Below are 22,026 nucleotides of genomic sequence, written 5' to 3' on the forward strand. Positions count from 1 at the left end.
GTGGCTCCCTAGCCGTGGAGGATCGTGCCGATCGCCTCCGCCGCGGCGATGCAATCGAGATCCGCCCATCTGCGCGAGATGACCTGCATGCCGCAAGGCAGGCCATCTGTTTCGCCCACAGGCAGGACGGTGGCGGGAAGGTTGGGATAGGTCGCGAGGCCCGCCCAGCACAGCACGCTGCCACCGGGCTGTTCGGTGCCGTTGATTGTAACCGTTCCGTCGAAGACGCGCCCCTCGCGGTGCGGTATGGCGAGCACGGGGGCGGGCGGGGCGAGCACGAAGTCGTAGGTCTCGAACAGCTCTGCCCAAGCGTTTGCGTTGCGCGCCTGCGTATCGAGCATGTCGAACCAGTCTGTCGCGCTGGCCCGTTTGCCGTTGGGACCTGGCATTCCGCGCGCCATGGCGACATTGAGCATACGCATATAGTCGGCTTGCTGAGCCTGCAGGTCGGGCAGAAGTTCGCTCGTCCGGTCGATCGCGACACCCGCCCGTTCGAGCTCGGTGGCGACCGCCTCGATCGGTCCGCGCACAGCATCGTCGGTCGGGCAAGAGGGATGGTCCAGCATCATCAGGATGCGGCAATCCGCGAGCGGTTTGTTGCGTTCAGACAGGGGAATGGTCCGGGTCAGGTCGATAAGCAGCCGAAGATCGGCGGCGTTGCGCGCAAGCGGCCCTGCGATCGACAGCGCGCCGTCATGGGTATCCTTGCCTGCTATCAGGGGGTGATCGTGACCCTGCTTGGAGACCAGGCCCCAACTGGTCTTGTGTCCCCATACACCGCAGAAATGGGCCGGCACGCGGACAGAGCCTCCGATATCGGTGCCGTATTCGCACGGCACCATCCCGCTCGCGACGGCTGCGGCGGCTCCACCCGACGACCCGCCGGGCGACCGTTCGTGATCGTGGGGATTGTTGGTGCGACCATAGACCGGGTTGCTTGATTGCCAGTCGGCCAAGTCTGGCGGGACATTGGTCTTGCCCAGAAAGATCGCTCCGGCCGCTTTGAGCTGGCTGACCACCTTGGCATCCCGCGACGCGATCTGGTCGGCGTATTCCTCGTGACCCCAGCAGGTCGGCAGACCTGCGATGTCGAAGCTTTCCTTGATCGTCATCGGCACGCCGAACAGGGGCTGGTCGGGACCGGCGGGCTGGTCCGTCATGCCCCTTGCGGTTTCGCGTGCACGGTCGAAATCGGTTACGGCCACCGCGTTGATATGCGCGTCGTGATGCTCGATCCGGGCAATCGCGGCGTCGACCGCTTCCAGTGGCGATATCTCGCCCCGGCTGATGGCCGCGGCCGTTTCGATTGCGCCGGGTTTGTCGGTCAGCTTCGGATAGGTCATGCATGTCTCCACCGCTTGCGCGCTTTGTCGGGCAAGGCCTGCGCAGGGTCAATCGCGCACTTGCGCAGGACACATCGCCGACGCATGGCGTTTAACCAGCACCAGACCCAGAATATCGGAGGATTCTCGATGCGCCGCGCCTTACTGCCCCTGCTGCTGGCCAGTGCCGCCTGCACCCCCGTCGCCACGCAAACTCAGGTCGCCTCGTCCGATGTGCCGCCTCCGGCCGCCACGGCCGAGGGATACGATCTGGGCGCGCAATATGCCAAGCTGGCGGTCATCGAGATGGATCCCGATACGTCTTTCCTGACGCAGGAAGAGCGCGACGTGGTGAATCTGCTGATCGAAGCCAGCGGGTATATGGACGAGATCTATCTGCGTCAGCGCGCGGCGGATCTGCCGCAAATGCGCGAGGCGATTTCGCGCAACCGTCGCGGCGATCGCGATCTTCTGCTGGCCATGTTCGATCGCAATTTCGGCCCGTGGGACGAAGTGGCGGAACTGCATCCCTTCTGGGGCACTGAGCCGATGCCGGAAGGGGCCGGTTTCTACCCGGCAGACCTGACGCGTGAGGAATTCGATGCGTATCTCGCGGCCAATCCCGATCAGCGCGAGGCACTGACAAGCCCCTATACCGTCGTGCGGCGCAACGCGGACGGCTTTGTCGCCGTGCCCTATTCGCAGGCCTATCGCCAATGGCTGGTGCCCGCCGCGCGGCTGCTCGAACAGGCCGCGCAGCGTACCTCCAATTCAAGCCTGAAGCGCTTCCTCTCGCTGCGTGCGGCCAGCTTCCTGACCGACGATTACTTCGAAAGCGAAATGGCATGGATGGACCTGGAGGGCACGCCGATCGAAATCGCGATCGGCCCCTACGAAGTCTATACCGACCGCCTCTATGGCACCAAGACCGCTTTCGAGAGCTTCGTCACATTGCGCAATCCGGCGGAGAGCGCGGCGCTGGCGAAATATAAGAACTATCTGCGCACGATGGAGGAAAACCTCCCCATCCCGGATCAGCACAAGAATTTCCAGCGCGGCTTCGAAAGTCCGATCGCGGTGGCGGACCAGGTCCATGGCGGGGGTGACAATGTGCCGGGCACGCAAACCATCGCTTTCAACCTGCCCAATGACGAGCGGGTGCGCGAGGCCAAGGGGGCCAAGAAGGTCATTCTCGCAAATGTCCTGGGCGCGAAATACGACCGCATCCTGGCGCCCATGGCCGAAATCGTTTTGACCGATGCGCAATCCGACCTGGTGATGAAGAAATACATGGAAGCGAACACGCTGTTCCATGAGCTGTCGCACAGCCTCGGGCCGGGTACGATCACCGTCGACGGGCGTCAGACCACCGTCAATGAAGAGCTGAGAGATCAGTATTCGGCGCTGGAGGAATCCAAGGCCGACGTCATGGGCATCTGGAACATTCTGCTGATGATGGACAGGGGTGAAATCCCCGCAGCAGAAAAACCGCAGCTTTTCTCGACCTATTTCACCGGCCTGTTCCGCTCGATGCGCTTCGGCACCGAAAGCGCGCATGGGCGCGGGGCCAAGCTGCAATACGGATATTTGAAGCAGAAGGGCGCCTTCGCCTGGGACGAGGCGCGCCAGCGCTACACGGTCGATTACGGCAGGATGGAAACAGGCATACGCGACCTGCTGAACGCCCAGCTCTTGTTGCAGGCGACCGGCGATTACGCGGGCACCAAGGCCTTCTTCGATCGCTATGCCGTGCTCGACAATGCGGCGAATTCGCGCTTCGTGGCCATGGCAGACATTCCGGTCGATATCGCGCCTGTTTATCCCGACGAAGTCTGATTGATGGACGAGGGGGCGACGAAGGCCGTCTTCCCTCGAACAGTCAATCGAGTGCTAGCTGGCGGGTCCGTTTGTCGTGCGACGCGTCCTGCCTGTAATCGCCAGTCCGATGGCCAGACCGAAACCGAGAATCGGCGCGGCGCCATAGCCGACGAGAATGGTCGGATAATTCGATACCAACGCGGCAAGCGAGAAGCCGAACAGGCCCCCCGCCAAGGCGTGACGGACCGGCTTGGGAGCGGGAATTGCGTGGGCTAGGAGGAAGAAACTCACCAGCAGGGCGATGGCGAGGCCGAAGGCGGCCAGCGGCGTGTCGATCGCGAGGTGGATCAGGATGCGTTCGACGAAGGGCTGCGCGGGCAGTTCGCCTCTAAGTCCCGCCACCATGCTGGCGAGGAGAGCGATCCCCGCAACGGGGACGAGCCGCCAGTCTTTCGTTGCGTTGTAGAGGCCAACGGCAGTCAGCATTACCGCAAGGCCGGTCGCCGCATCGGGCTGGAGCGAGGCAGCGAGCAGAGCAGCGAGTAGGATCGGCGGCGCGAAATCCTCGTCGCGAGCCGCGAGGACGACGAGTGAAGGCAGGACAAGCGCGCCGCTGTGCAGGGCGAAGGAGCCGAGTTGGAGCCAGCGGGCGATGCCGTTAATGTAAGGGCCGGTGAGCAGCGGTACGAAGAGCAGTGCGATCAGCACCACGGAAATCACGCGGCGTGCCCTGATTTCGGGTAACGACGGGACCAACAGCACAAGCAAGGCCGCGATGCCGAGCGCTGCCGCATTGAGGATCGCGTAGCTCGAAGGCGCGCTCATGACCATCAGGTAAGCGATCCCGGCCAGCACGGGCATGGCCAGTGTGAGGAGACCGGGCAGTCGCGCCTTCACCTAGACCGCGTCCATCGCGGCATCTTCGGCCGCGTAGTCGAACAGGTCCCACGGATAGACGGTGAGCTGCGGGAAGGCCGCGCGCCAGTCCTCGGGATTGTTCTCGACCAGCCACTCCACCGCGTTGCGGGCGTTGGGCCAGTAAGTCGAGCCTGCCCGGCTGCAGGTAGTACGCGCCTTCGATCCGTCGACGAGGAAGGGGCGCGGCACCGACCAGGGCGTCCGGCCGATGGTGGAGTTCTTGTTTGCCGGGACCTCGACCAGCTCCGCGTGCCTGCCGGTGAACTCGCATATGTAGCGGGCGATATCGGCGACCGAGGGGCCATTCTCGTCGGCGATATTGAAGATGCCGCCGATTTCGCCGAGGGCCATTTCGAGCGCGAATTCGGCAATGTCGCGCGCATTGGTCGTCTGGAAGCGCGAGACCTCGGGGTGCATCACGGGGATGCGCTTGCGCCCGTCGAGCAGGCGTTTCACGAACCAGTATTCGCGCGGGTGGCGCGACCACAAGCCGTAGATCGCGCAGGGGCGCAGGATCGTCGCCCGCCCGCCCAAGCGGGCGCGGGCTGCGGTTTCCATGCGGATCTTGCGGGTGGAATAGGTGTCGGGGCCGGGTGCGGCCGTCGCCTGCTCCTCGGTGATCCGGTCAGCGAATTCGGGGAACCCGCAAGTCGCCGCCTCGTCGAGCGTGCGCCCGTCGGCGTCTTGATAGACGCTGGCCGAACTGATCGCGATCAGCCTACCGACGCGGTCGGGGTCGTAGCCGAGTACATCGCCCTCGTCGAAGGCGATGGTGTCGATCACGCAGTCGGCCGAAGGTGGCTCATCCTCGCCGCGCACGAAGGGAACGAAGGGGCAGGGCATGGCGCCGAGCCATTGCGGCGCGGAGCGTGCATGGAGCGTTATGTGCCAGTCGTCGCTGAAAGCAGCGACCATCTCGTAAGCGATCTGGCCCGCACCGACGATTGCAACGCTGCGGGCCATGATCCTTTGCTCCTGAAGTCCGATCAGATGTGGATCGGTTTGCCCTGGACCGCCATCGCCGCTTCCTTGATCGCTTCGGAATGCGTCGGGTGGGCGTGGCAGGTGTAGGCGATATCCTCGCTAGTGGCGCCGAATTCCATTGCCTGAGCGGCCTGCGCGATCATCGTGCCGGCAACGCTGGCGATCGCCCAGACGCCGAGCACTCGGTCGCTCTCGGCTTCGGCGATGATCTTCACGAAGCCGTCGGGTTCGTGATTGGTCTTGGCGCGGCTATTGGCCATCATCGGGAATTTGCCGATTTTCACCTTGGTCTTGTCGCCGCCCATCTTCTCGATGGCTTCTTCGGTGGTGAGGCCGACGCCGGCGAATTCGGGCCAGGTATAGACCACGCCGGGGATGACATCGTGGTTCACGATGCCGGTTTGGCCCGCGACGTTCTCTGCGCAGGCAATGCCTTCATCCTCGGCCTTATGGGCCAGCATGGGGCCGGGCACCACGTCGCCAATGGCCCAGACGCCATCGACCGAGGTGCGGAAATCGTGATCGGTTTCGATCTGGCCGCGTTTGTTGACCTCCAGGCCGATAGCATCGAGGCCGAGGCCTTCGGTGTTCGGACGGCGGCCGATCGAGACCAGCACGCAATCGGCTTCGAGCGTTTCCGCATCACCGCCTGCGCTCGGCTCGAGCGTCAGCGTGGCAGTCTTGCCCTTGACGGTGCAGCCGGTGACCTTGGTCGACAGGCGCAGTTCCATGCCCTGTTTCTTGAAGATCTTGGCCGCTTCCTTGCGGACATCTTCGTCCATGCCGGGGAGCAGCTTGTCGAGATATTCGACCACGATCACTTCGGCGCCGAGCCGGTTCCAAACCGAGCCGAGTTCAAGCCCGATCACGCCGCCGCCGATAACGACCATCTTCTTGGGCACCTTGGGCAGTTCGAGCGCGCCGGTGGAATCGACCACCACATGCTTGTCGTTGTCGACCTCGACGCCGGGAAGCGGGGTAACCGAGGAACCCGTGGCGATGATGACATTCTTCGCGGTGACCGTCTCGTCGCCAACCCTGACGGTGTGCGCATTCTGGAAAGTAGCGTGGCCCTTCTTCCAATCGACCTTGTTCTTCTTGAACAGGAATTCGATGCCGCCGGTCAGTCCCTTGACCGCATCGCGGCGCTGCGCGTGCATGGTGTCGAGGTTGAGCTTGGGGCTCGTCTCGATGCCCATCGCGGCCATCGCGCCATTGGCTGCGGCGTCGTAGAACTCGCTCGCATGCAGCATCGCCTTGGACGGGATGCAGCCCACGTTGAGGCAGGTCCCGCCCAGCGTCTCGCGGCTTTCGGCGCAGGCGGTCTTCAGGCCAAGCTGCGCGGCGCGGATCGCGGCGACATAGCCACCCGGGCCAGCACCGATAACGAGGACGTCGTAGTCGTATTCAGCCATTTTATCCCTCCGCAGGAGCGACTTGCGCGTCGTCCTGGATGCAAATCCTCAAGACTTCTTCCACGCGCTCCGGATTGATGTCCAACCGGCCATCGGCAGCAAAGTCTTCCTCGAAATTTTCCGCGCTGCATTCGCACGCGGCGTCGATGCGTTCTGCGGCGATGCCAGCGCTTTCGGCGATGCCCTGGCACTGCTCGATATAGCGCGTGCGAATTTCGCCCGCGATCGCGTCACCCGCAACTTCGGAAGCGACGTCGCACCCCGTCAGCGCCACGAGGGCAAAGGTGCAGATAACCAGCTTCTTCATGCTCGCGCTCCTTACAGGTCGATCAGCATCCGGGTCGGATCTTCGATCGCTTCCTTGATGATCTTGAGTGCAGTGACTGCTTCGCGGCCGTCGATCAGGCGGTGGTCGTAGGACAGGGCGATATACATCATCGGGCGGATGACGATTTCGCCGTTCACCACGACCGGGCGGTCCTCGATGCGGTGAAGGCCGAGGACGGCGCTCTGCGGCGGGTTGATGATCGGGGTCGACATGAGCGATCCGAACACGCCGCCATTGGAGATGGTAAAGGTGCCGCCCTTCATGTCTTCCATCGTCAGCGTGCCTTCCTTGGCGCGCTTGCCGAAATCGGCGATGTCCTTCTCGATGCGGGCAAAACCCTTGTCCTGCGCATCGCGGATGACGGGGACCACGAGGCCGTTGGGCGCCGACACGGCAACCGAGATATCGACATAGTCGTGATAGACGATCTCGTCCCCCTCGATATAGGCGTTGACCGCGGGCACATCCTTCAGCGCCAGGCAGGCGGCCTTGGCGAAGAAGCCCATGAAGCCGAGGCGAATGTCGTGCTTCTTGGCGAACATGTCCTTGTACTTGCCGCGTGCTTCCATGACGGCGGACATGTCGACATCGTTGAAAGTGGTGAGCAGCGCGGCATTGTCTTGCGCGCCCTTGAGCCGCTTGGCGATGGTCTGGCGCATCCGCGTCATCTTGACGCGTTCCTCACGGCGCTCACCGCCAGTCGAGGCCGGAGCTGCGACTGGAGCCGGAGCGGCATCGCCCGAAGCGCCCTTGTTCTTCGCTGCGGCGATGACGTCTTCCTTGGTCAGGCGGCCGTCCTTGCCGGTGCCCTTGATGGTCGAGGGATCGACGCCGTGCTCCAGAACGGCGCGGCGCACGGCAGGCGACAGCGTCTGTGCGGCATCGCCGCCGGTTGCAGCCTTGGCCTGCGCCGGAGCGGCCTTCTCGACGCCTGCGTCGGCTACCTCGGCTTTGGGTGCTTCGCCGCCGGAGGACTTCGCCGCAGCCGCACCTTCCTCGATCACGGCGATGACCGAGTCCACCTCTACCGTGTCGCCGACCGCAACCTTGAACTCCTTGATGACACCGGCAACGGGGGAGGGGGCCTCCACCGCGACCTTGTCGGTCTCGAGGCTGATGATCGGCTCGTCCGCCGCGACTGCGTCGCCGACATTCTTGAGCAGTTCGCCGACAGTCGCTTCGGTGACCGATTCACCTAGCGTGGGAACTTTGACTTCGGTGGCCATAATGTGTGGCTCCTTCGGCCTTATGGGATCAGTTGCAGTCGCTGCGGACTTTGGGCGTATCACCGCCATTCAGTCCGAGCGCGATGTTGACGAGGGCTTCCTGCTGTACCTGGTGGCGGCTGGCATAACCCGTGGCGGGCGAGGCGGCGACTTCGCGGCCGGCATAGCATGGGCGCATGCCGTCCTTGCCCGCGGCGGTGAGCGATTCTTCGATCAGGCGATCGACGAAGAACCAGGCGCCGTTATTCTTCGGCTCTTCCTGGCACCAGACCACCGTTTCGAGATTGCTCATGCGTTCGAGGCGCACGGCCAGCGGTTCGCCGGGGAAGGGGTAGAGCTGTTCAATCCGGACCACCGAGACATCGTCCAGACCGGCTTCGTCGCGGCGCTGCATCAAATCGTAGGCAACCTTGCCGCTGCACAGCACGAGGCGCTTCACCTTCTTGTCGTCGATCTCCGTCATGTCGGACTTGATCCGCATGAAATGGTGATCGCCCATGAACTCTTCGGCGCTCGATTTGGCCAACGGATGCCGCAGCAGCGATTTGGGCGTCATGATGACCATCGGCTTGCGGAAGCTGCGCAGCATCTGGCGGCGGAGAACGTGAAAGTAGTTCGCCGGCGTGGTGATGTTGAGCACCTGGATGTTGTCGTTCGCGCAGAGTTGCAGGAAGCGTTCAAGGCGGGCTGAACTGTGTTCCGGGCCTTGGCCTTCATAGCCATGCGGCAGCAGCAGCACGAGGCCGTTTGCGCGCAGCCACTTCACTTCGCCCGCAGCGATGAACTGGTCGATCATGATCTGCGCGCCATTGGCGAAATCGCCGAACTGGGCTTCCCACATCACCAGGCTCTTCGGATCGGCCATCGCGAAGCCGTATTCGAAGCCGAGCACGCCATATTCGCTCAAGGGGCTGTCATAGACCTCGAACTTGCCGTGCGGCAGCGTCGTCAGCGGAATGTATTTGCGCTCGTCCTTCTGGTCGACCCAGACGGCATGCCGCTGACTGAAGGTGCCGCGGCCTGAATCCTGGCCCGACAGACGCACGCCGAAGCCTTCGGTGACGAGGCTGCCGAAAGCGAGCGCTTCCGCCGTCGCCCAGTCGAAGCCGGTGCCGCTCTCGAACATTTCGCTCTTGGCCTTGAGCACGCGGCCCAGCGTCTTGTGGATCGCGAGATCGTCGGGAACGGTGGTCAGCGTTCGGCCGAGGCTGTCGAACAGCTTCTTCTCGATCGCAGTTTCGACATTGCGGCGTGCGGTTTCCGGATCGGCCGGCTTGTTCATTCCTGCCCAGCGACCGCCGAACCAGTCGGCCTGGTCGGGTTTGTAGTCCTTGGCGGAAGCGAATTCCTGTTCGAGATGGTCGGTGAATTCGGAGATCAGGCCGTCGGCATAGCCTTTCTCGATCACACCTTCTTCCTCGAGACGGGCGGTGTAGATCCGGCTGACCTTGGGGTGCTGGCGGATCTCGTCATACATCAGCGGCTGGGTGAATTTCGGCTCGTCGCCCTCATTGTGGCCGAAGCGGCGATAGCACCACATGTCGATCACGATGTCGCGACCGAAAGTCTGGCGGTATTCGATCGCCAGTTTGCAGGCGAAGGTCACTGCTTCGGGATCGTCGCCATTTACGTGCAAAATGGGGGCCTGGACGCCCTTGGCGACGTCGGAGGGGTAGGGTGACGATCTGGCGAATTGTGGGCTTGTCGTGAAACCGATTTGGTTATTGATGACGAAATGCAGGCAGCCGCCGGTGTTGTAGCCGCGCACGCCGGAAAAGCCGAGGCATTCCCACACGATCCCCTGGCCAGCAAAGGCCGCATCACCGTGGAGGAGGACGGGCAGTACCTGCTCGTGCTGCTTGAGGTCATCGCGGATTGCCTGCTGCGCTCTGGATTTGCCGAGCACCACCGGGTTCACCGCTTCCAGGTGGCTGGGGTTGGGGACCAGCGACATATGCACGTTGATTCCGTCGAATTCGCGGTCGGTGCTGGTGCCGAGGTGGTATTTCACATCGCCCGAGCCGCCGACATCGTCAGGGTTGGCGCTGCCGCCGGAGAATTCGTGGAAGATGACCTTGTAGGGCTTGCCCATCACGTTTGCGAGGACGTTGAGCCGGCCGCGGTGGGCCATGCCGTAGATGATCTCGCGCACGCCCAATTGGCCGCCATATTTGATCACCGCCTCCAGCGCGGGGATCATCGATTCGCCGCCATCGAGGCCGAACCGCTTGGTGCCGACATATTTCTTGCCGAGAAAAGCTTCATACTGTTCGCCGCGAATAACGGCTGCGAGGATGGCCTTCTTGCCTTCGTCGGTGAACTGGATCGTGTCTTCGGGCGTTTCGAACTTGTCCTGAAGGAAGCGGCGTTCCTCCGTGTCCGAAATGTGCATGTATTCGAGGCCGACATTGCCGCAATAGGTCGCGCGCAGCGCCCGGTAGAGCTCGCCTACAGCCACCCATTCATAGCCGAAGATGCCGCCGACGAAGACTTCCCTGTCTTCCTGTCCGGCGAAACCATGCCATTCGAGCGTCAGGTCTTCGGGGACGTCGCGATTGGACAGGCCCAGCGGGTCGAGATTGGCCGCCAGATGGCCGCGCACGCGATAGAGCCGCACGAGCAGCATGGCGCGGATAGAATCGTCCGCCGCCTGCTCGATCGCCTTGGGGTCAGTCGCCTTGCCTGCCTTTTCGGCCGCCTGCGTGACCGCAGCTCGCATCTGCGTGGGATCGAGCGCGGCCGTCAGATCCGCCCCGCTGTCGACCACTTCGGCCAGCCAGCGCGGGTTGCCCCAGCTGGGGCCTTGTTGCGGGCCTTCCTGATCGCCCATCTCGGGCAGGAAATCGTGGCTTTCGTTACCCATCGGGTCCCTTTCGCACCGACTTTGGTGTCGGCTTACTATTGCCAATGCATCGGCGGTGCGGAAGGCTCCCGGGGAGGAATAAACCGTTCCGCAAAGCGGATCAGGCGAGTTCCTTCAGTAGCGCGTCGAGCGTGGTGCCGAGTTCGCTGGGCGAAGGGCTGACGCGGATGCCCGCAGCTTCCATCGCGGCGATCTTGTCTTCGGCGCCGCCCTGGCCGCCCGAAACGATCGCACCGGCATGGCCCATGCGGCGGCCCGGAGGCGCCGTGCGGCCCGCGATGAAGCCGACCATCGGCTTGCTGCGGCCCTTGGCGGCTTCCTGCTTAATAAATTCGGCCGCTTCCTCCTCGGCGCTCCCGCCGATCTCGCCGATCATGATGATCGACTTGGTTTCCTCGTCGTCGAGGAACAGGTCGAGCACATCGATGAAATTGGTGCCGTTTACCGGATCGCCGCCGATGCCGACCGCGGTGGTCTGGCCGAGGCCGACCATGGTGGTCTGGTGGACGGCTTCATAGGTCAGCGTGCCCGAGCGTGACACCACGCCGACACTGCCCTTCTTGAAGATGCTGCCGGGCATGATGCCGATCTTGCATTCGCCGGGGGTCAGCACGCCGGGGCAGTTCGGGCCGATCAGGCGCGATTTCGAACCCTGCAGCGCGCGCTTCACGCGCACCATGTCGAGCACGGGGATGCCTTCGGTGATCGCGACGATCAGTTCCATCTCGGCATCGATCGCCTCGAGGATAGAGTCTGCCGCGAACGGCGGCGGAACGTAAATGCACGAAGCGGTGGCGCCGGTTTCGGCCTTGGCTTCGGACACGGTGTTGTAGACCGGCAGGTCGATATGCGTCGTACCGCCCTTGCCGGGGGTCACGCCTGCGACCATTTGCGTGCCGTAGGCCAGCGCCTGCTGCGTGTGGAAGGTGCCGGTATCGCCGGTCATCCCCTGGGTGATGACCTTGGTGTTCTTGTCTACGAGGATGCTCATCTTTGTCCTTTCGTCATCCCAGCGAAAGCTGGGATCGCTGTCAGCAATGTCGCACCTCGCGGCGCGCGACCCCAGCTTTCGCTGGGGTGACGGATTTACTTCAAGCTTTCGTCCAGCCCCTTGCACGCCTCAAGCAGTTCCTCGACCGCGTCGGTCGAGACCTTGAGGTTGCTCTTTTCTTCATCGGACAGTTCGATCTCGACCACATCCTCGGTGCCGCCCGCGCCGAGCACGGTGGGGACGCCGACATAGAGGCCGTCGAGGCCGTACTTGCCTTCGACGTAGCTCGCACACGGCAGGATGCGCTTCTGGTCGCCGAGATAGGCTTCGGCCATTGCGATCGCGCTGGTGGCAGGGGCGTAATAGGCCGAGCCGTTACCGAGCAGCTTCACAATCTCGCCACCGCCAGCGCGGGTGCGCTTAACGATTTCGTCGAGACGATCTTCGGACACACCCTTGATCTTAGCCATGTCCTTCACCGGAATGCCGTTGATCGTCGAATAGGACAGGACCGGAACCATGGTATCGCCGTGGCCGCCGAGGACGAAGGCGTTCACATCCTTCACCGACACGTCGAATTCCCAGGCGAGGAAGGTGGCAAAGCGCGCGCTGTCGAGCACGCCGGCCATGCCGACCACCTTGTTGTGCGGCAGGCCGCTGAATTCGCGCAGCGCCCAGACCATCGCGTCGAGCGGGTTGGTGATGCAGATCACGAAAGCGTCGGGGCAGTTCTTCTTGATGCCTTCGCCGACCGACTTCATCACCTTGAGGTTGATGCCGAGCAGATCGTCGCGGCTCATGCCGGGCTTACGCGGCACGCCAGCGGTGACGATCACCACGTCGGCACCGGCGATGTCGGCATAATCGTTCGAGCCGGTGATCTTGGCGTCGAACCCTTCGATCGGGCCGCACTGCGACAGATCGAGCGCCTTACCCTGCGGCATGCCTTCGGCGATGTCGAACAGGACGATGTCGCCCATTTCCTTCTTCGCCGCGAGGTGGGCGAGGGTGCCTCCGATCATACCGGAGCCGATGAGGGCGATCTTCTTGCGTGCCATGGAGGGTAGCGTCCTTGTTCCTGCCGTGCGGGACAATGATGATGCCCGGACCGTAAATGGGGCCGCGCTTCATGTGTCCCGCAAAGGAGGCACGGCACCCGGTCGATTGCGAGTGCGGCCTAGGCCCGTGAGAACGGGATTGCAACCAGCAATAAATATAGGTAGCGAACTATCTTTGCAAATAGTTCGCAATTGCAATAAGTGCAGGATTTCGCTAGCGCTTCCTGTCTTGACGCTTGATGTCCGGCAAGGTTCCTGCCGCGTCGGTCGGCAGGGCTCGATCCGGTGCGAAACGGCCGAAGACGCGCTCGCCCCTTGACCGCCCGGAATGCAGACGAGCAAGGCAACGCCGGGGATCAGCGCGCCAGCAGGGTCTCGATCGCGATCGTATCTTCCAAATCGCGGGCCAGCCGCCGGTCGAGCGTGCGGCATACGCCCAGCCACCAGTCATAGGCGGCCTGGTCGCCGGTAGAATACGCCTGTTCCGCCTGCTGGCGCGCAGCCTCGGCCGCTCCCAGCCCGTGTTCGGCGAAATGCCGCAGCGCGGCTCGCATCATATGGTCGAAGTTCGATTTGCGGGCCAGGATATGGGCGATGTCGCCATTGTCGTTGGCAGCGCGCGCATGAGCCTTTTTTGCCAGCGCGCGGGCAATCGGCGAATGTGCGGTGGAACGGGCGGCGGCGAAATGTAGGGGCATTGCCTCTGACCTCGTGAAGCGACTGTGCTGACTGCAGTGCCCTAGCTGGCCGACACTAAGCATCGGTTCCGCGACATGGTTGTCCGAATGTAAACGCCGTTCACGCCCTCGCGCAGAATGTCACTTCTTGCCGGGTTCGGCGATCCATTTACCCGAATTGGCGTATTCATCGCGCACGCGCCCCGATTGCGGCAGCGTGTCCTTTCGCTCCGGCGCCGTGGTAGCCGCGCCGACGGGTGTGGCGGCGGGCCGGGCGTCGAGGGCGATTGCGGCGTTCGAGGGCGGGGAGGGGCGAACCGGCCCGGGCACTTCGGCCTGCGCGCGCCGCACATTGGGTGCGGCCAGCGGTTCGCTGCCGGCATAGGTGTCGGTAAAGGCACCCGCCGTTCCCGCGCCGCCTTTCCAGCGATAGAAGCGGTGGGTGCCGATCGCGCCGATGAAATCGAGGCTGGCCGCCCAATAAGGGTTTACGTAATCGGTATGATAATGGGTCGCGAGCCCGACAGGTTCGTAGACCTCGCCCGCCAGCGCACCCAGCGCGATCGATTGCGCCACCGCCCAGGCTCGGCGCGAAGGCTTGCGCTGCAGCGATCCGTCGCAGGTAAAGCTGAACTGGCACCCGGTCGTCCTCTCCGATCCCTGAAACACCACGCCGCAGATACTGGCTGGATAGGCCGGATGGGCAACCCGGTTGAGCACCACCTGTGCCACTGCCTGCTGGCCCCCGAAACTCTCGCTCGCCGCTTCGTAATAGACCGCCATGGACAGGCATTGCAGCGCGCGGGCCTTGTCGAGACCGCTGCCCGCCTGGCGGAAGGCCTGCGCGGCCGCCCCCGCACCGTGACTGTCCGCGAATTCGACGGTTTCGAGCTGCCCCTCCGCCTCCCGCAGATCGGAAAGATCGGTGGCGAGGCGGGGCGCATCCTCAAGATAATAGAAAGCCGATCCGGGGAAGCTTTCTCCTGCCGTCTCGAACGGCATCGGGGTAAGCGCGACACGTTCTTCGGCCAATCCCAGAGCCTGCTTGAAGTCCGACCACTGACCCTGTGCGGCCACTGTGGGCAGGGCGATGGCTGCCGCCAGAATGCCGCCGCGCGCCAGCAACTGGCGCCGTTGGCGACGCTTTTCGTTCAGGCGAGACGCGCGAGAGGACGGCGCGCGGCTGGCGCGCCTTGCCGATCCGGCCTCCCTTTCGCGTGCGGTCAAAACCTTTCCTTCCATCAGCCCGGTAACATAGCTCAATTACAGCCGATTCAACAGCTTCGCGAGCGGTCCATCCCGGTTTGGGACCATTGCCCCCGGATTCGGGCCTGGCGATACATGCGGGTTGTTCGGGATTTTTGCACCGCAATGCTTAACAAAGACCGATCTTGTGCAATGCAAAATCGCAGGCTAATCGAACCGCCGAGTCACGGGTTGGCCTGTTTGCGCAGGCCCGAAGAGGGAAGAAGGTGACCCAAGGCCGCCGCAAGGTGGAACGGGAAATCCTTCGCTGCCCCCGCAACTGTGACCGGGGAGCGATCCCGCCATATGCCACTGTCCTGAGCTAGTCGAAGGGCGGGAAGGCGGCGGGAGAGCGTCGATCCGGGAGCCAGGAGACCTGCCCTTGACCGTCGTTCGGCCGCGGGCGGGGTGTACCGATGGCAAACGCGGAAAGGCGCAATTCCGCCCTTTCCCGTCATGGACGGCACTTCGTCCATGATGGGAGGTTTTGTGCGTAAACTTTTCTTTTTTTTGACTGTTTCTTCGATTTCCGTGGCCGCTCAGGCGCAAGACGGTGCCGTCGACCAATCCGACGTCGTCCTTGCGGATTCCGTCCGACCCACGATTACTGTAACCGCCAACGGCCTGGGCACCGCCATCGCCAATACCGGGCAGGCCGTGACGATTGTCGACCGCGAAGAGATCGATAGCGTTCAGGGGGGCGATGCCACCCGCGTCTTGCGCCGCACGCCTGGGCTTTCGTTCAGCCGCAATGGCGGAAATGGCGGTTTTACCGGGGTCAATCTGCGCGGGGCCAATTCGCAGCAGGTCCTGGTGCTAGTCGATGGCGTCCGGGTGGCCGATCCGGCCGCGCCCGGCGGCGGATTCGATTTCGGCAATCTCCTGCTCGGCACGGCGGGCAAATTCGATATTCTGCGCGGGTCCAACAGCACGATCTGGGGATCGGATGCCATTGGCGGGGTTGTCGATATCTCCACGCGGGGCGAGACCGGCTTTGTGGGCAATGCGGAATATGGTTCGCGCGATACGGTATTCACCAGCGCCGCGGGCGGGATCGACGGTGATGGGTATTACGCCGGTCTGACCGGATCGTGGTATCGCACCGATGGTTTTTCGACCGCTGCATCGGGTACGGAGCGCGACGGCTTCGAACAGCTTGCCCTGGGCGGCCAGGTCTTCGTCGATCTGGCCAGCAATCTCGAAGTCTTCGCCCATGCCAATTGGAGCGAGGGCGATCTCGATCTCGATGGTTTCCCGCCGCCGACCTTCGCTTTTTCCGACACGCTCGACACGCAGGAAACGCACCGCCTCTGGGGCGATGTGGGTTTCGCCTATTACGGCAACGATCTCACGCTGAGGGGATCCTACGGTCTGTCGGATACCGAGCGCGACAATCTTGATGCCGCCGGCGCGACCACTTTCGCCTCCGATGGTCGCTCCGAAAGGCTCAGCCTGCGCGGGGAATACCGCGCCATCGGGCCGGTCACCGTTGCCTTCGGTGCGGAACAGGAATGGACCGACTATTCCGCCAGCTTCAGCCCCGATGGTGAGGCGGACATCTTCGGCGCCTATGTTCAACTCGGCTTCGTGTTGGGCCGGTTCGCGGCGCATATCGGATCGCGCGTGGACGATCATTCGCTGTTCGGCAGCAATGCAAGCTACGGGGCCGATGTCTCCTACGGCTTTGGCAGCGACTGGCGCTTGCGGGCAAGCCTGGGTGAAGGGTTCAAGGCCCCGACATTGTTTCAGTTGCTGTCGAATTACGGCAATACGAAGCTGCAACCCGAAGAAAGTACCAGTTTCGATATCGGATTGGAAAAGGGCAGCAGGGGGAAAGGCACGCACCTGGCGCTCACCGCCTTTCATCGGGACAGCGAGGATCTGATCGGGTTCGTATCCTGTTTCGGCATCACCGGCGGTATCTGCGCCGATCGGCCTTTCGGCACCTATGACAACACGGACCGCGCAAGAGCCCAGGGTATCGAGGCCGAGGCCGGTTTCGACATCGCAAAGGGCCTGCGCCTTTCGGCTGTCTATAGCTATATCGATACGGAAGATCGCACCACCGGCCTTCGACTCGCCCGGCGTCCGCGCCATATGGGCACGCTGTTCGCCGATTACGAAACGCCATTCGGGCTCACCTTGGGCGCGGACCTGCGATTGGTGGGGCCGAGTTTTGACGATGCGGGCAACCTTGCCCGGCTCGACGGCTACGAGGTGTTCGACCTCCGCGCGGCCCTGCCGGTTTCCGAAGCGATCGAGATCTACGGCCGTGTGGAGAACGTGTTCGATACCGATTACCAGACGGTCGCACACTATGCTTCGCCGGGCCGCGGAGCGTTCGTCGGGGTAAGGGCGCGGATGTGAAGCGCCTGCTGCCCGCGCTGGTCCTACTTGTCGCAGCATGCGCGGGCGAAGGGCCGGCGCGGGACGCCAAGGGCGGGCGCACTACCATCGTCAGCCTCAACCCCTGCTCTGATGCCATTCTGGCCGAGGTCGCGGCGCCCGATCAACTGCTCGCCATTTCCCATTATAGCAAGGACCCGCGCTCCAGGTCGATGGAGGCGGCGACTGCGGAGCGTTTCGCGGTCACGGGAGGGACGGTCGAGGAAGTTCTGGCGCTTGACCCCGACGTGGTGGTTGCGGGCAGCTTCCTAGCGCCTGCCACCCGCGCCGCTTTGGAGGATTTCGGGATCGAGGTGGTGACTCTCGACATTGCCGGGGACGTCATGGAGAGCGCGGCGCAAGTGCGCACATTGGCCGAACTGGCTGGTCATCCCGATGCGGGAGACCGGTTGGTCTCGCGCATCGAACGTGCGCTTGCCGAGGCCAGTCCGCGCGACGACGAGCGGATCGATGTCCTGCTCTGGCAGCCGGGCGGGATCGTGGCGGGCGAGCAAGCCTTGGTCAGCGATCTGCTCGCGCGGACGGGCTTTGCCAATGTGGCGCCCTCGCGCGGGCTTTCCCAAGCCGATTACGTCGCGCTGGAGGATGTGGTGGCGGCGCCCCCGCAGGTGCTGCTGGTCGCGGGAAGCGCAGTCGGCCAGCGTCATCCGGTGCTCGACGCCTTGCCCGAAATGCGCCGCGAGCGTTTCGATACCGGCCTGCTCTATTGCGGTGGGCCGACCATTATCCGCGCAGCGCGACGGCTGGCCGAAATCAGGAAAGCGGCGTCATGAACCGCGCGACGGTTGTCTTCGCGGGGTTGCTGCTCGTCGCTACCCCGCTTTCGCTGCTGGCAGGCCGCGTCTGGCTCGATCCGGCGAGCACTCCCAACGCCAGTATTATTCTTGCCGAATTGCGCCTGCCCCGGGCGATGCTGGCTATCGTCGTCGGCGCGGGGCTGGGGGCCGCCGGGGCGGCGATGCAGGGCTATCTGCGCAACCCGCTCGCCGACCCGGGCCTGTTCGGGATTGCGCCGGGCGCGGCATTGGGCGCGGTTGCCGCGCTGTGGATGGGTTATGCCGCATCGCCATGGCTGTTGCCGCTCTTCGCGCTGGTCGGGGCCAGCGGGGCGATGGCGCTGCTGGCGGCGATCGCAGGGCGGACCGGCGGCATCGCCTTGTTCACGCTTGCCGGACTGATGGTGGCAAGCCTGGCCGGAGCGCTCACCGCGCTGGCGATCAGCATGGCCCCCAATGCCTTCGCGATGAGCGAAATCGTGATGTGGCTCAACGGCGCGCTGACCGACCGTAGCTGGCGCGAAGTATGGCTCGCCGCACCGCTGGTCATGCTGGGGATAGCGCTCCTGTGGCGCAGCGGGAAATCGCTCGACGCGCTCACGCTGGGCGAGCCGGTGGCGCGGTCGCTCGGCGTGGATACGCGGCTCTTACTGTGGCTGCTGATCGTCGGCGTCGGACTGACCGTCGGCGCGAGCGTGGCGGTTGCCGGGATCATTGGCTTCGTCGGACTGATCGTGCCGCACCTCGTCCGCCCGCTGACCGACCGGCGTCCATCGCAACTGATCCTGCCGAGCGCGCTTGCGGGCGCCTTGCTGGTTCTCGTCGCCGACAGTGTGGTGCGGGTCCTGCCGCTGGTCACCGAACTAAGGCTCGGCATCGCGCTGAGCCTGCTGGGCGCGCCCTTCTTCCTGCTTTTGTTGCTGCGCATGCGCAAGGGGCTGGCATGAGGCTGGCTGTACGCGATCTGACACTTGCAGGCCGCCTTTCGGGCGTCTCGTTCGATCTGGCACCGGGGAGTATCACCGCGATTTGCGGCCCCAACGGCGCGGGCAAATCGAGCCTGCTCGAAACGCTGGCCGGATTGCTCCAACCCGATGCCGGTGACGTTAGCCTTGGCGGGCAGAGCTTGCGCGACATGCCGCCCCGCGAACGGGCAAAATGTGTCGGATATCTGCCGCAGTCGCATGAAATCGCCTGGGATGTTCCGGTGCGCAGTATCGTCGAGCTGGGACGTATGCCGCATGGCGACCGGCTGGCCGATCCCATCGATTGCGCGCTGCGGGCGCTCGACATCGAACGTCTGGCACACCGCCGTGCGCAATCGCTTTCGGGGGGCGAAACCGCACGTGTCCTGCTGGCCCGCGTCTTGGCAGGCCAACCGCGCTGGATCCTTGCCGATGAACCGCTCGCCGCGCTCGACATCGGTCACCAGATCGCCCTGCTACGCCATCTGCGCAGGGCCGGGTCAGGCGGTGCGGGGGTGGTCCTGGTGCTGCACGATCTCGCGCATGCCATGAACCATGCCGACCGCGCGATCGTGCTGGATCAGGGGCATATCGCCGCCGACGGCGCATGCGAAGACGCGCTCGACCGCGATACGATCGAGCGCGTCTGGAAAGTGCCTGTCCGGTGGATCGGCGAACCGGGCCACCGGGCTTTGGTCACTGGGTGATTACTGCGCATTCTCCGCCGGTAGCGCACCATCAGACACTTCGCTGTCGGCGGCTTCTTCGCCCGCGATCAGGCCGCGCGCGGCCAGCATCGGGGTTACGTTGGGTTTGCGACCGGCGAAGTTCTCGAACATCTTGAAGTAATCCATCGTGCCGCCCTGGCTGAGCACGGTGGCGCGATAGTGATCGCCATTGGCGCGCGTCAGGCCGCCATTGTCGATGAACCACTGGCGGCTGTCGCGGTCGAGCATTTCGGTCCAAAGATAGCTGTAATAGCCTGCCGAATAGCCCGAGGGCGAACTGAAGATGTGGTTGAAATAGGTGCTACGATAGCGCGGCGGCACCAGGTCGATCTCGAGGCCGAGCTCTTCGAGCGACTTGCGTTCGAAGGCGTCGACCTTTTCCGGCGTGTCGATCGCGGCGGCTTCTTCGGGCGACAGCGCGCTCCACTTCATGTCGAGCAGCGCGGCTTCCACGACTTCACCGAAATCGTAGCCTTGGTTGAACTTCGCCGCCGCTTCGATCTTGGCGATCATCTCGTCGGGGATGGTCTCGCCGGTCTGGTAATGCTTGGCATAGTTCGACAGCACGCTCGGCCAGGTCGCCCACATTTCGTGGACCTGACTGGGATATTCGACGAAGTCGCGCGCGGTCGCCGTGCCCGAAAGGCTCTCATACTTCTGGTTGGCGAAGAAACCGTGCAGCGCATGGCCGAACTCGTGGAAGGTGGTGTTGACCCAGTCGAAGCTGACGAGCTGCACCTCGCCTTCCGGCGCCTTGGGGATGTTGAGCACATTGTAGATCACCGGCTTGGTGCCCCACAGATGGCTCTGGTCGACGAAATTGCTCATCCACGCTCCGCCGCGCTTCGACGAGCGCTGGAACGGGTCGAAGTAGAACAGGCCGAGTTCCGAACCATCGCGGTCGAACACGGTGTAGGTCCACACGTCCGGGTGATAGACCGGCAGGTCGGTGCGGCGCTGGAAGGTCAGGCCGTAGAGCTTTTCGGCCATGTGGAACACGCCGTCCTCGAGCACCTTGTCGAGCACGAAATATTCCATCACCGCATCTTCATCGAGATCGTACTTCTCGGCTTTGATGCGGTTGGCATAGCGATACCAGTCCCACGGCTTGACTTCGTAGTCGCCGCCATCGGCTGCGATGGCTTCGTTGAGCATCGCGGCCTCGCGCCGCTGCGTGGCGGCGAGGGCGGGGACCATCTGTTCCATGAAGCCGAGCGCGGTGGCAGGCTTTTCCGCCATGCGGTCCCACATGGCATAGCTGGCCCAGTCGGCCTCGCCGAACAGCGCGGCCTTTTGCGCGCGCAGCGTGGCGATCTTGGCGATCAGCATACGCGTGTCGACATCCATCCGGCCATCGGCACGGTGATAGCTGGCCATGAACAGCTTTTCGCGCGCCGCACGGTTTTCCATGCTCGGCAGCAGCGGCTGCTGCGTGGTGTTCTGCAGCGCGATGGCGAACTTGCCCGGCTGGCCGTTTTCCGCAGCGAGGTCGGCGGCAGCCTGGATATCGCTGTCCGACAAGCCGGCCAGATCTTCGCGGCTGTCGAAAAGCACCGGATTGTCGTTCATCGCCGCGCGGGCGAGCTGGCTGAATTCGGTGGTCAGCGTCGAGAGTTCGGAATTGATCGCCTTGACCTGTTCGCGCTCGGCATCGCTGAGCAGCGCGCCGGCATGGACCATGCCGTCATAGGTATCTTCGAGCAGCTTGGCGTCTTCGCGCGTCATCGTCATCGCGGCGCGGTTGTCGTAAACCGCCTTCACGCGCGCGAAGAGTTCGGGATTGAGCGTGATCGAATCCCCGTGGGCGGTCAACTTGGGGCTGATTTCGGTGTTGATGTCGTCAAGCCGGTCGGTCGTGTTCGATCCGGTCAGTGCGAAGAACACGCGCGTCACCCGGCCAAGCATGCGACCCGATTTTTCCAGCGCGACAATGGTGTTTTCGAAAGTCGGCGGGGCGGGATTGTCGATGATCGCAGCGATTTCCGCCTTCTGGATAGCCATGCCCTGTTCGAAGGCGGGAACATAATCCTCTTCCGAAATCTGCGAAAAATCGGGTGTTTTGAAAGGCAGCGTACTGTCGGCGGCGAAATAGCCGGTTCCAGCCGGGATCGCGGCTGTGTCGGTATTGGCTTCGGCCATGGTTTCGATGTCCTCTCCGTAGGCGGCGGAGCAGCCCGCGAGAAGTGCAGCGGATGCGACGGTGGCCAGGATCTGGGCCTTCATGATTTTCCCCTCTGAAATGATACGCCACGCGGACGCGCGGTACAGTAATGCGACAATGGATGCGCGATTGGACCGCTCACCTC

The 22,026-nt window shown here is 63.6% G+C and carries 17 protein-coding genes and 1 riboswitch; of the genes, 5 read left to right on the plus strand and 12 right to left on the minus strand.

Annotation, left to right across the window (positions count from 1 at the left end; translation table 11 throughout):
* Positions 1-8: 8 nt before the first annotated feature.
* Positions 9-1,343, minus strand: coding sequence for an amidase family protein (locus MUY37_RS06350; RefSeq protein ID WP_499194514.1), 1,335 nt, complete (start codon positions 1,341-1,343; stop codon positions 9-11).
* 84 nt (positions 1,344-1,427) lie between these two features.
* On the opposite strand from MUY37_RS06350, the gene MUY37_RS06355 reads away from it, so the two are divergent.
* Entirely contained in the window at positions 1,428-3,158 is a 1,731-nt protein-coding gene (locus MUY37_RS06355; RefSeq protein WP_499194515.1) for a DUF8614 domain-containing protein, read from the plus strand.
* Between the two features lie 54 nt (positions 3,159-3,212).
* On the opposite strand, the gene MUY37_RS06360 is transcribed toward MUY37_RS06355, so the two are convergent.
* The 10 genes from MUY37_RS06360 to MUY37_RS06405 all read right to left on the minus strand — a co-directional run bounded on the left by MUY37_RS06360 (position 3,213) and on the right by MUY37_RS06405 (position 14,863).
* Positions 3,213-4,037, minus strand: coding sequence for a hypothetical protein (locus MUY37_RS06360; protein ID WP_499194516.1), 825 nt, complete (start codon positions 4,035-4,037; stop codon positions 3,213-3,215).
* Entirely contained in the window at positions 4,038-5,021 is a 984-nt protein-coding gene (locus tag MUY37_RS06365; protein ID WP_499194517.1) for a Rossmann-fold NAD(P)-binding domain-containing protein, read from the minus strand.
* 23 nt (positions 5,022-5,044) lie between these two features.
* A complete protein-coding gene (gene lpdA, locus MUY37_RS06370) occupies positions 5,045-6,457 on the minus strand; it encodes a dihydrolipoyl dehydrogenase (protein WP_499194518.1) in 1,413 nt (470 codons plus the stop codon).
* Between the two features lies 1 nt (position 6,458).
* Positions 6,459-6,764, minus strand: coding sequence for a hypothetical protein (locus tag MUY37_RS06375; RefSeq protein WP_499194519.1), 306 nt, complete (start codon positions 6,762-6,764; stop codon positions 6,459-6,461).
* Positions 6,765-6,775: 11 nt separating this feature from the next.
* Positions 6,776-8,011 carry a 2-oxoglutarate dehydrogenase complex dihydrolipoyllysine-residue succinyltransferase gene (gene odhB, locus MUY37_RS06380; protein WP_499194520.1) on the minus strand — a complete coding sequence of 412 codons (1,236 nt, stop codon included), beginning with the start codon at positions 8,009-8,011 and terminating at the stop codon, positions 6,776-6,778.
* Positions 8,012-8,039: 28 nt separating this feature from the next.
* Positions 8,040-10,874, minus strand: a complete 2,835-nt coding sequence (locus MUY37_RS06385) for a 2-oxoglutarate dehydrogenase E1 component (protein WP_499194521.1) — start codon at positions 10,872-10,874, stop codon at positions 8,040-8,042.
* A 100-nt stretch (positions 10,875-10,974) separates the two neighbouring features.
* Positions 10,975-11,865, minus strand: coding sequence for a succinate--CoA ligase subunit alpha (gene sucD / locus MUY37_RS06390; protein WP_499194522.1), 891 nt, complete (start codon positions 11,863-11,865; stop codon positions 10,975-10,977).
* Between the two features lie 95 nt (positions 11,866-11,960).
* Positions 11,961-12,923, minus strand: a complete 963-nt coding sequence (gene mdh / locus MUY37_RS06395) for a malate dehydrogenase (RefSeq protein ID WP_499194523.1) — start codon at positions 12,921-12,923, stop codon at positions 11,961-11,963.
* 356 nt (positions 12,924-13,279) lie between these two features.
* A complete protein-coding gene (locus MUY37_RS06400) occupies positions 13,280-13,621 on the minus strand; it encodes a hypothetical protein (protein WP_499194524.1) in 342 nt (113 codons plus the stop codon).
* Between the two features lie 120 nt (positions 13,622-13,741).
* Positions 13,742-14,863, minus strand: a complete 1,122-nt coding sequence (locus tag MUY37_RS06405; RefSeq protein ID WP_499194525.1) for a cell wall hydrolase — start codon at positions 14,861-14,863, stop codon at positions 13,742-13,744.
* Between the two features lie 154 nt (positions 14,864-15,017).
* Positions 15,018-15,243: riboswitch (cobalamin riboswitch) on the plus strand.
* Positions 15,244-15,334: 91 nt separating this feature from the next.
* On the opposite strand from MUY37_RS06405, the gene MUY37_RS06410 reads away from it, so the two are divergent.
* The 4 genes from MUY37_RS06410 to MUY37_RS06425 are packed head-to-tail and all read left to right on the plus strand — an operon-like array spanning position 15,335 to position 19,699.
* Positions 15,335-17,212, plus strand: coding sequence for a TonB-dependent receptor plug domain-containing protein (locus MUY37_RS06410; protein ID WP_499194526.1), 1,878 nt, complete (start codon positions 15,335-15,337; stop codon positions 17,210-17,212).
* Positions 17,209-18,024 (plus strand): ABC transporter substrate-binding protein, encoded by an 816-nt coding sequence (locus MUY37_RS06415; protein WP_499194527.1) that lies wholly within the window; start codon positions 17,209-17,211, stop codon positions 18,022-18,024. The genes MUY37_RS06410 and MUY37_RS06415 overlap by 4 nt, the downstream gene beginning before the upstream one ends.
* Entirely contained in the window at positions 18,021-18,974 is a 954-nt protein-coding gene (locus tag MUY37_RS06420; RefSeq protein ID WP_499194528.1) for a FecCD family ABC transporter permease, read from the plus strand. The genes MUY37_RS06415 and MUY37_RS06420 overlap by 4 nt, the downstream gene beginning before the upstream one ends.
* The gene (locus MUY37_RS06425) at positions 18,971-19,699 is read left to right on the plus strand and encodes an ABC transporter ATP-binding protein (RefSeq protein WP_499194529.1); all 729 of its coding nucleotides are present in this window, start codon (positions 18,971-18,973) and stop codon (positions 19,697-19,699) included. Before MUY37_RS06420 ends, MUY37_RS06425 begins: the two co-directional genes overlap by 4 nt.
* Here MUY37_RS06425 and MUY37_RS06430 read toward each other — a convergent pair whose 3' ends face one another.
* Positions 19,700-21,859 (minus strand): M3 family metallopeptidase, encoded by a 2,160-nt coding sequence (locus tag MUY37_RS06430; protein WP_499195122.1) that lies wholly within the window; start codon positions 21,857-21,859, stop codon positions 19,700-19,702.
* Positions 21,860-22,026 lie beyond the last annotated feature (167 nt).

The organism is Qipengyuania sp. ABI-127-1 (genome assembly GCA_022953095.1).
Classification (GTDB): Bacteria; Pseudomonadota; Alphaproteobacteria; order Sphingomonadales; family Sphingomonadaceae; genus Qipengyuania.

What these genes read in the sequence shown, in the direction of transcription:
- MUY37_RS06350 (WP_499194514.1), bottom strand. Translation starts at nt 1,343, where the DNA reads ATGACCTATCCGAAGCTGACCGACAAACCCGGCGCAATCGAAACGGCC.
- MUY37_RS06355 (WP_499194515.1), top strand. Translation starts at nt 1,428, where the DNA reads ATGGCGTTTAACCAGCACCAGACCCAGAATATCGGAGGATTCTCGATG.
- MUY37_RS06365 (WP_499194517.1), bottom strand. Translation starts at nt 5,021, where the DNA reads ATGGCCCGCAGCGTTGCAATCGTCGGTGCGGGCCAGATCGCTTACGAG.
- lpdA (WP_499194518.1), bottom strand. Translation starts at nt 6,457, where the DNA reads ATGGCTGAATACGACTACGACGTCCTCGTTATCGGTGCTGGCCCGGGT.
- MUY37_RS06375 (WP_499194519.1), bottom strand. Translation starts at nt 6,764, where the DNA reads ATGAAGAAGCTGGTTATCTGCACCTTTGCCCTCGTGGCGCTGACGGGG.
- odhB (WP_499194520.1), bottom strand. Translation starts at nt 8,011, where the DNA reads ATGGCCACCGAAGTCAAAGTTCCCACGCTAGGTGAATCGGTCACCGAA.
- MUY37_RS06385 (WP_499194521.1), bottom strand. Translation starts at nt 10,874, where the DNA reads ATGGGTAACGAAAGCCACGATTTCCTGCCCGAGATGGGCGATCAGGAA.
- sucD (WP_499194522.1), bottom strand. Translation starts at nt 11,865, where the DNA reads ATGAGCATCCTCGTAGACAAGAACACCAAGGTCATCACCCAGGGGATG.
- mdh (WP_499194523.1), bottom strand. Translation starts at nt 12,923, where the DNA reads ATGGCACGCAAGAAGATCGCCCTCATCGGCTCCGGTATGATCGGAGGC.
- MUY37_RS06400 (WP_499194524.1), bottom strand. Translation starts at nt 13,621, where the DNA reads ATGCCCCTACATTTCGCCGCCGCCCGTTCCACCGCACATTCGCCGATT.
- MUY37_RS06420 (WP_499194528.1), top strand. Translation starts at nt 18,021, where the DNA reads ATGAACCGCGCGACGGTTGTCTTCGCGGGGTTGCTGCTCGTCGCTACC.
- MUY37_RS06425 (WP_499194529.1), top strand. Translation starts at nt 18,971, where the DNA reads ATGAGGCTGGCTGTACGCGATCTGACACTTGCAGGCCGCCTTTCGGGC.
- MUY37_RS06430 (WP_499195122.1), bottom strand. Translation starts at nt 21,859, where the DNA reads ATGGCCGAAGCCAATACCGACACAGCCGCGATCCCGGCTGGAACCGGC.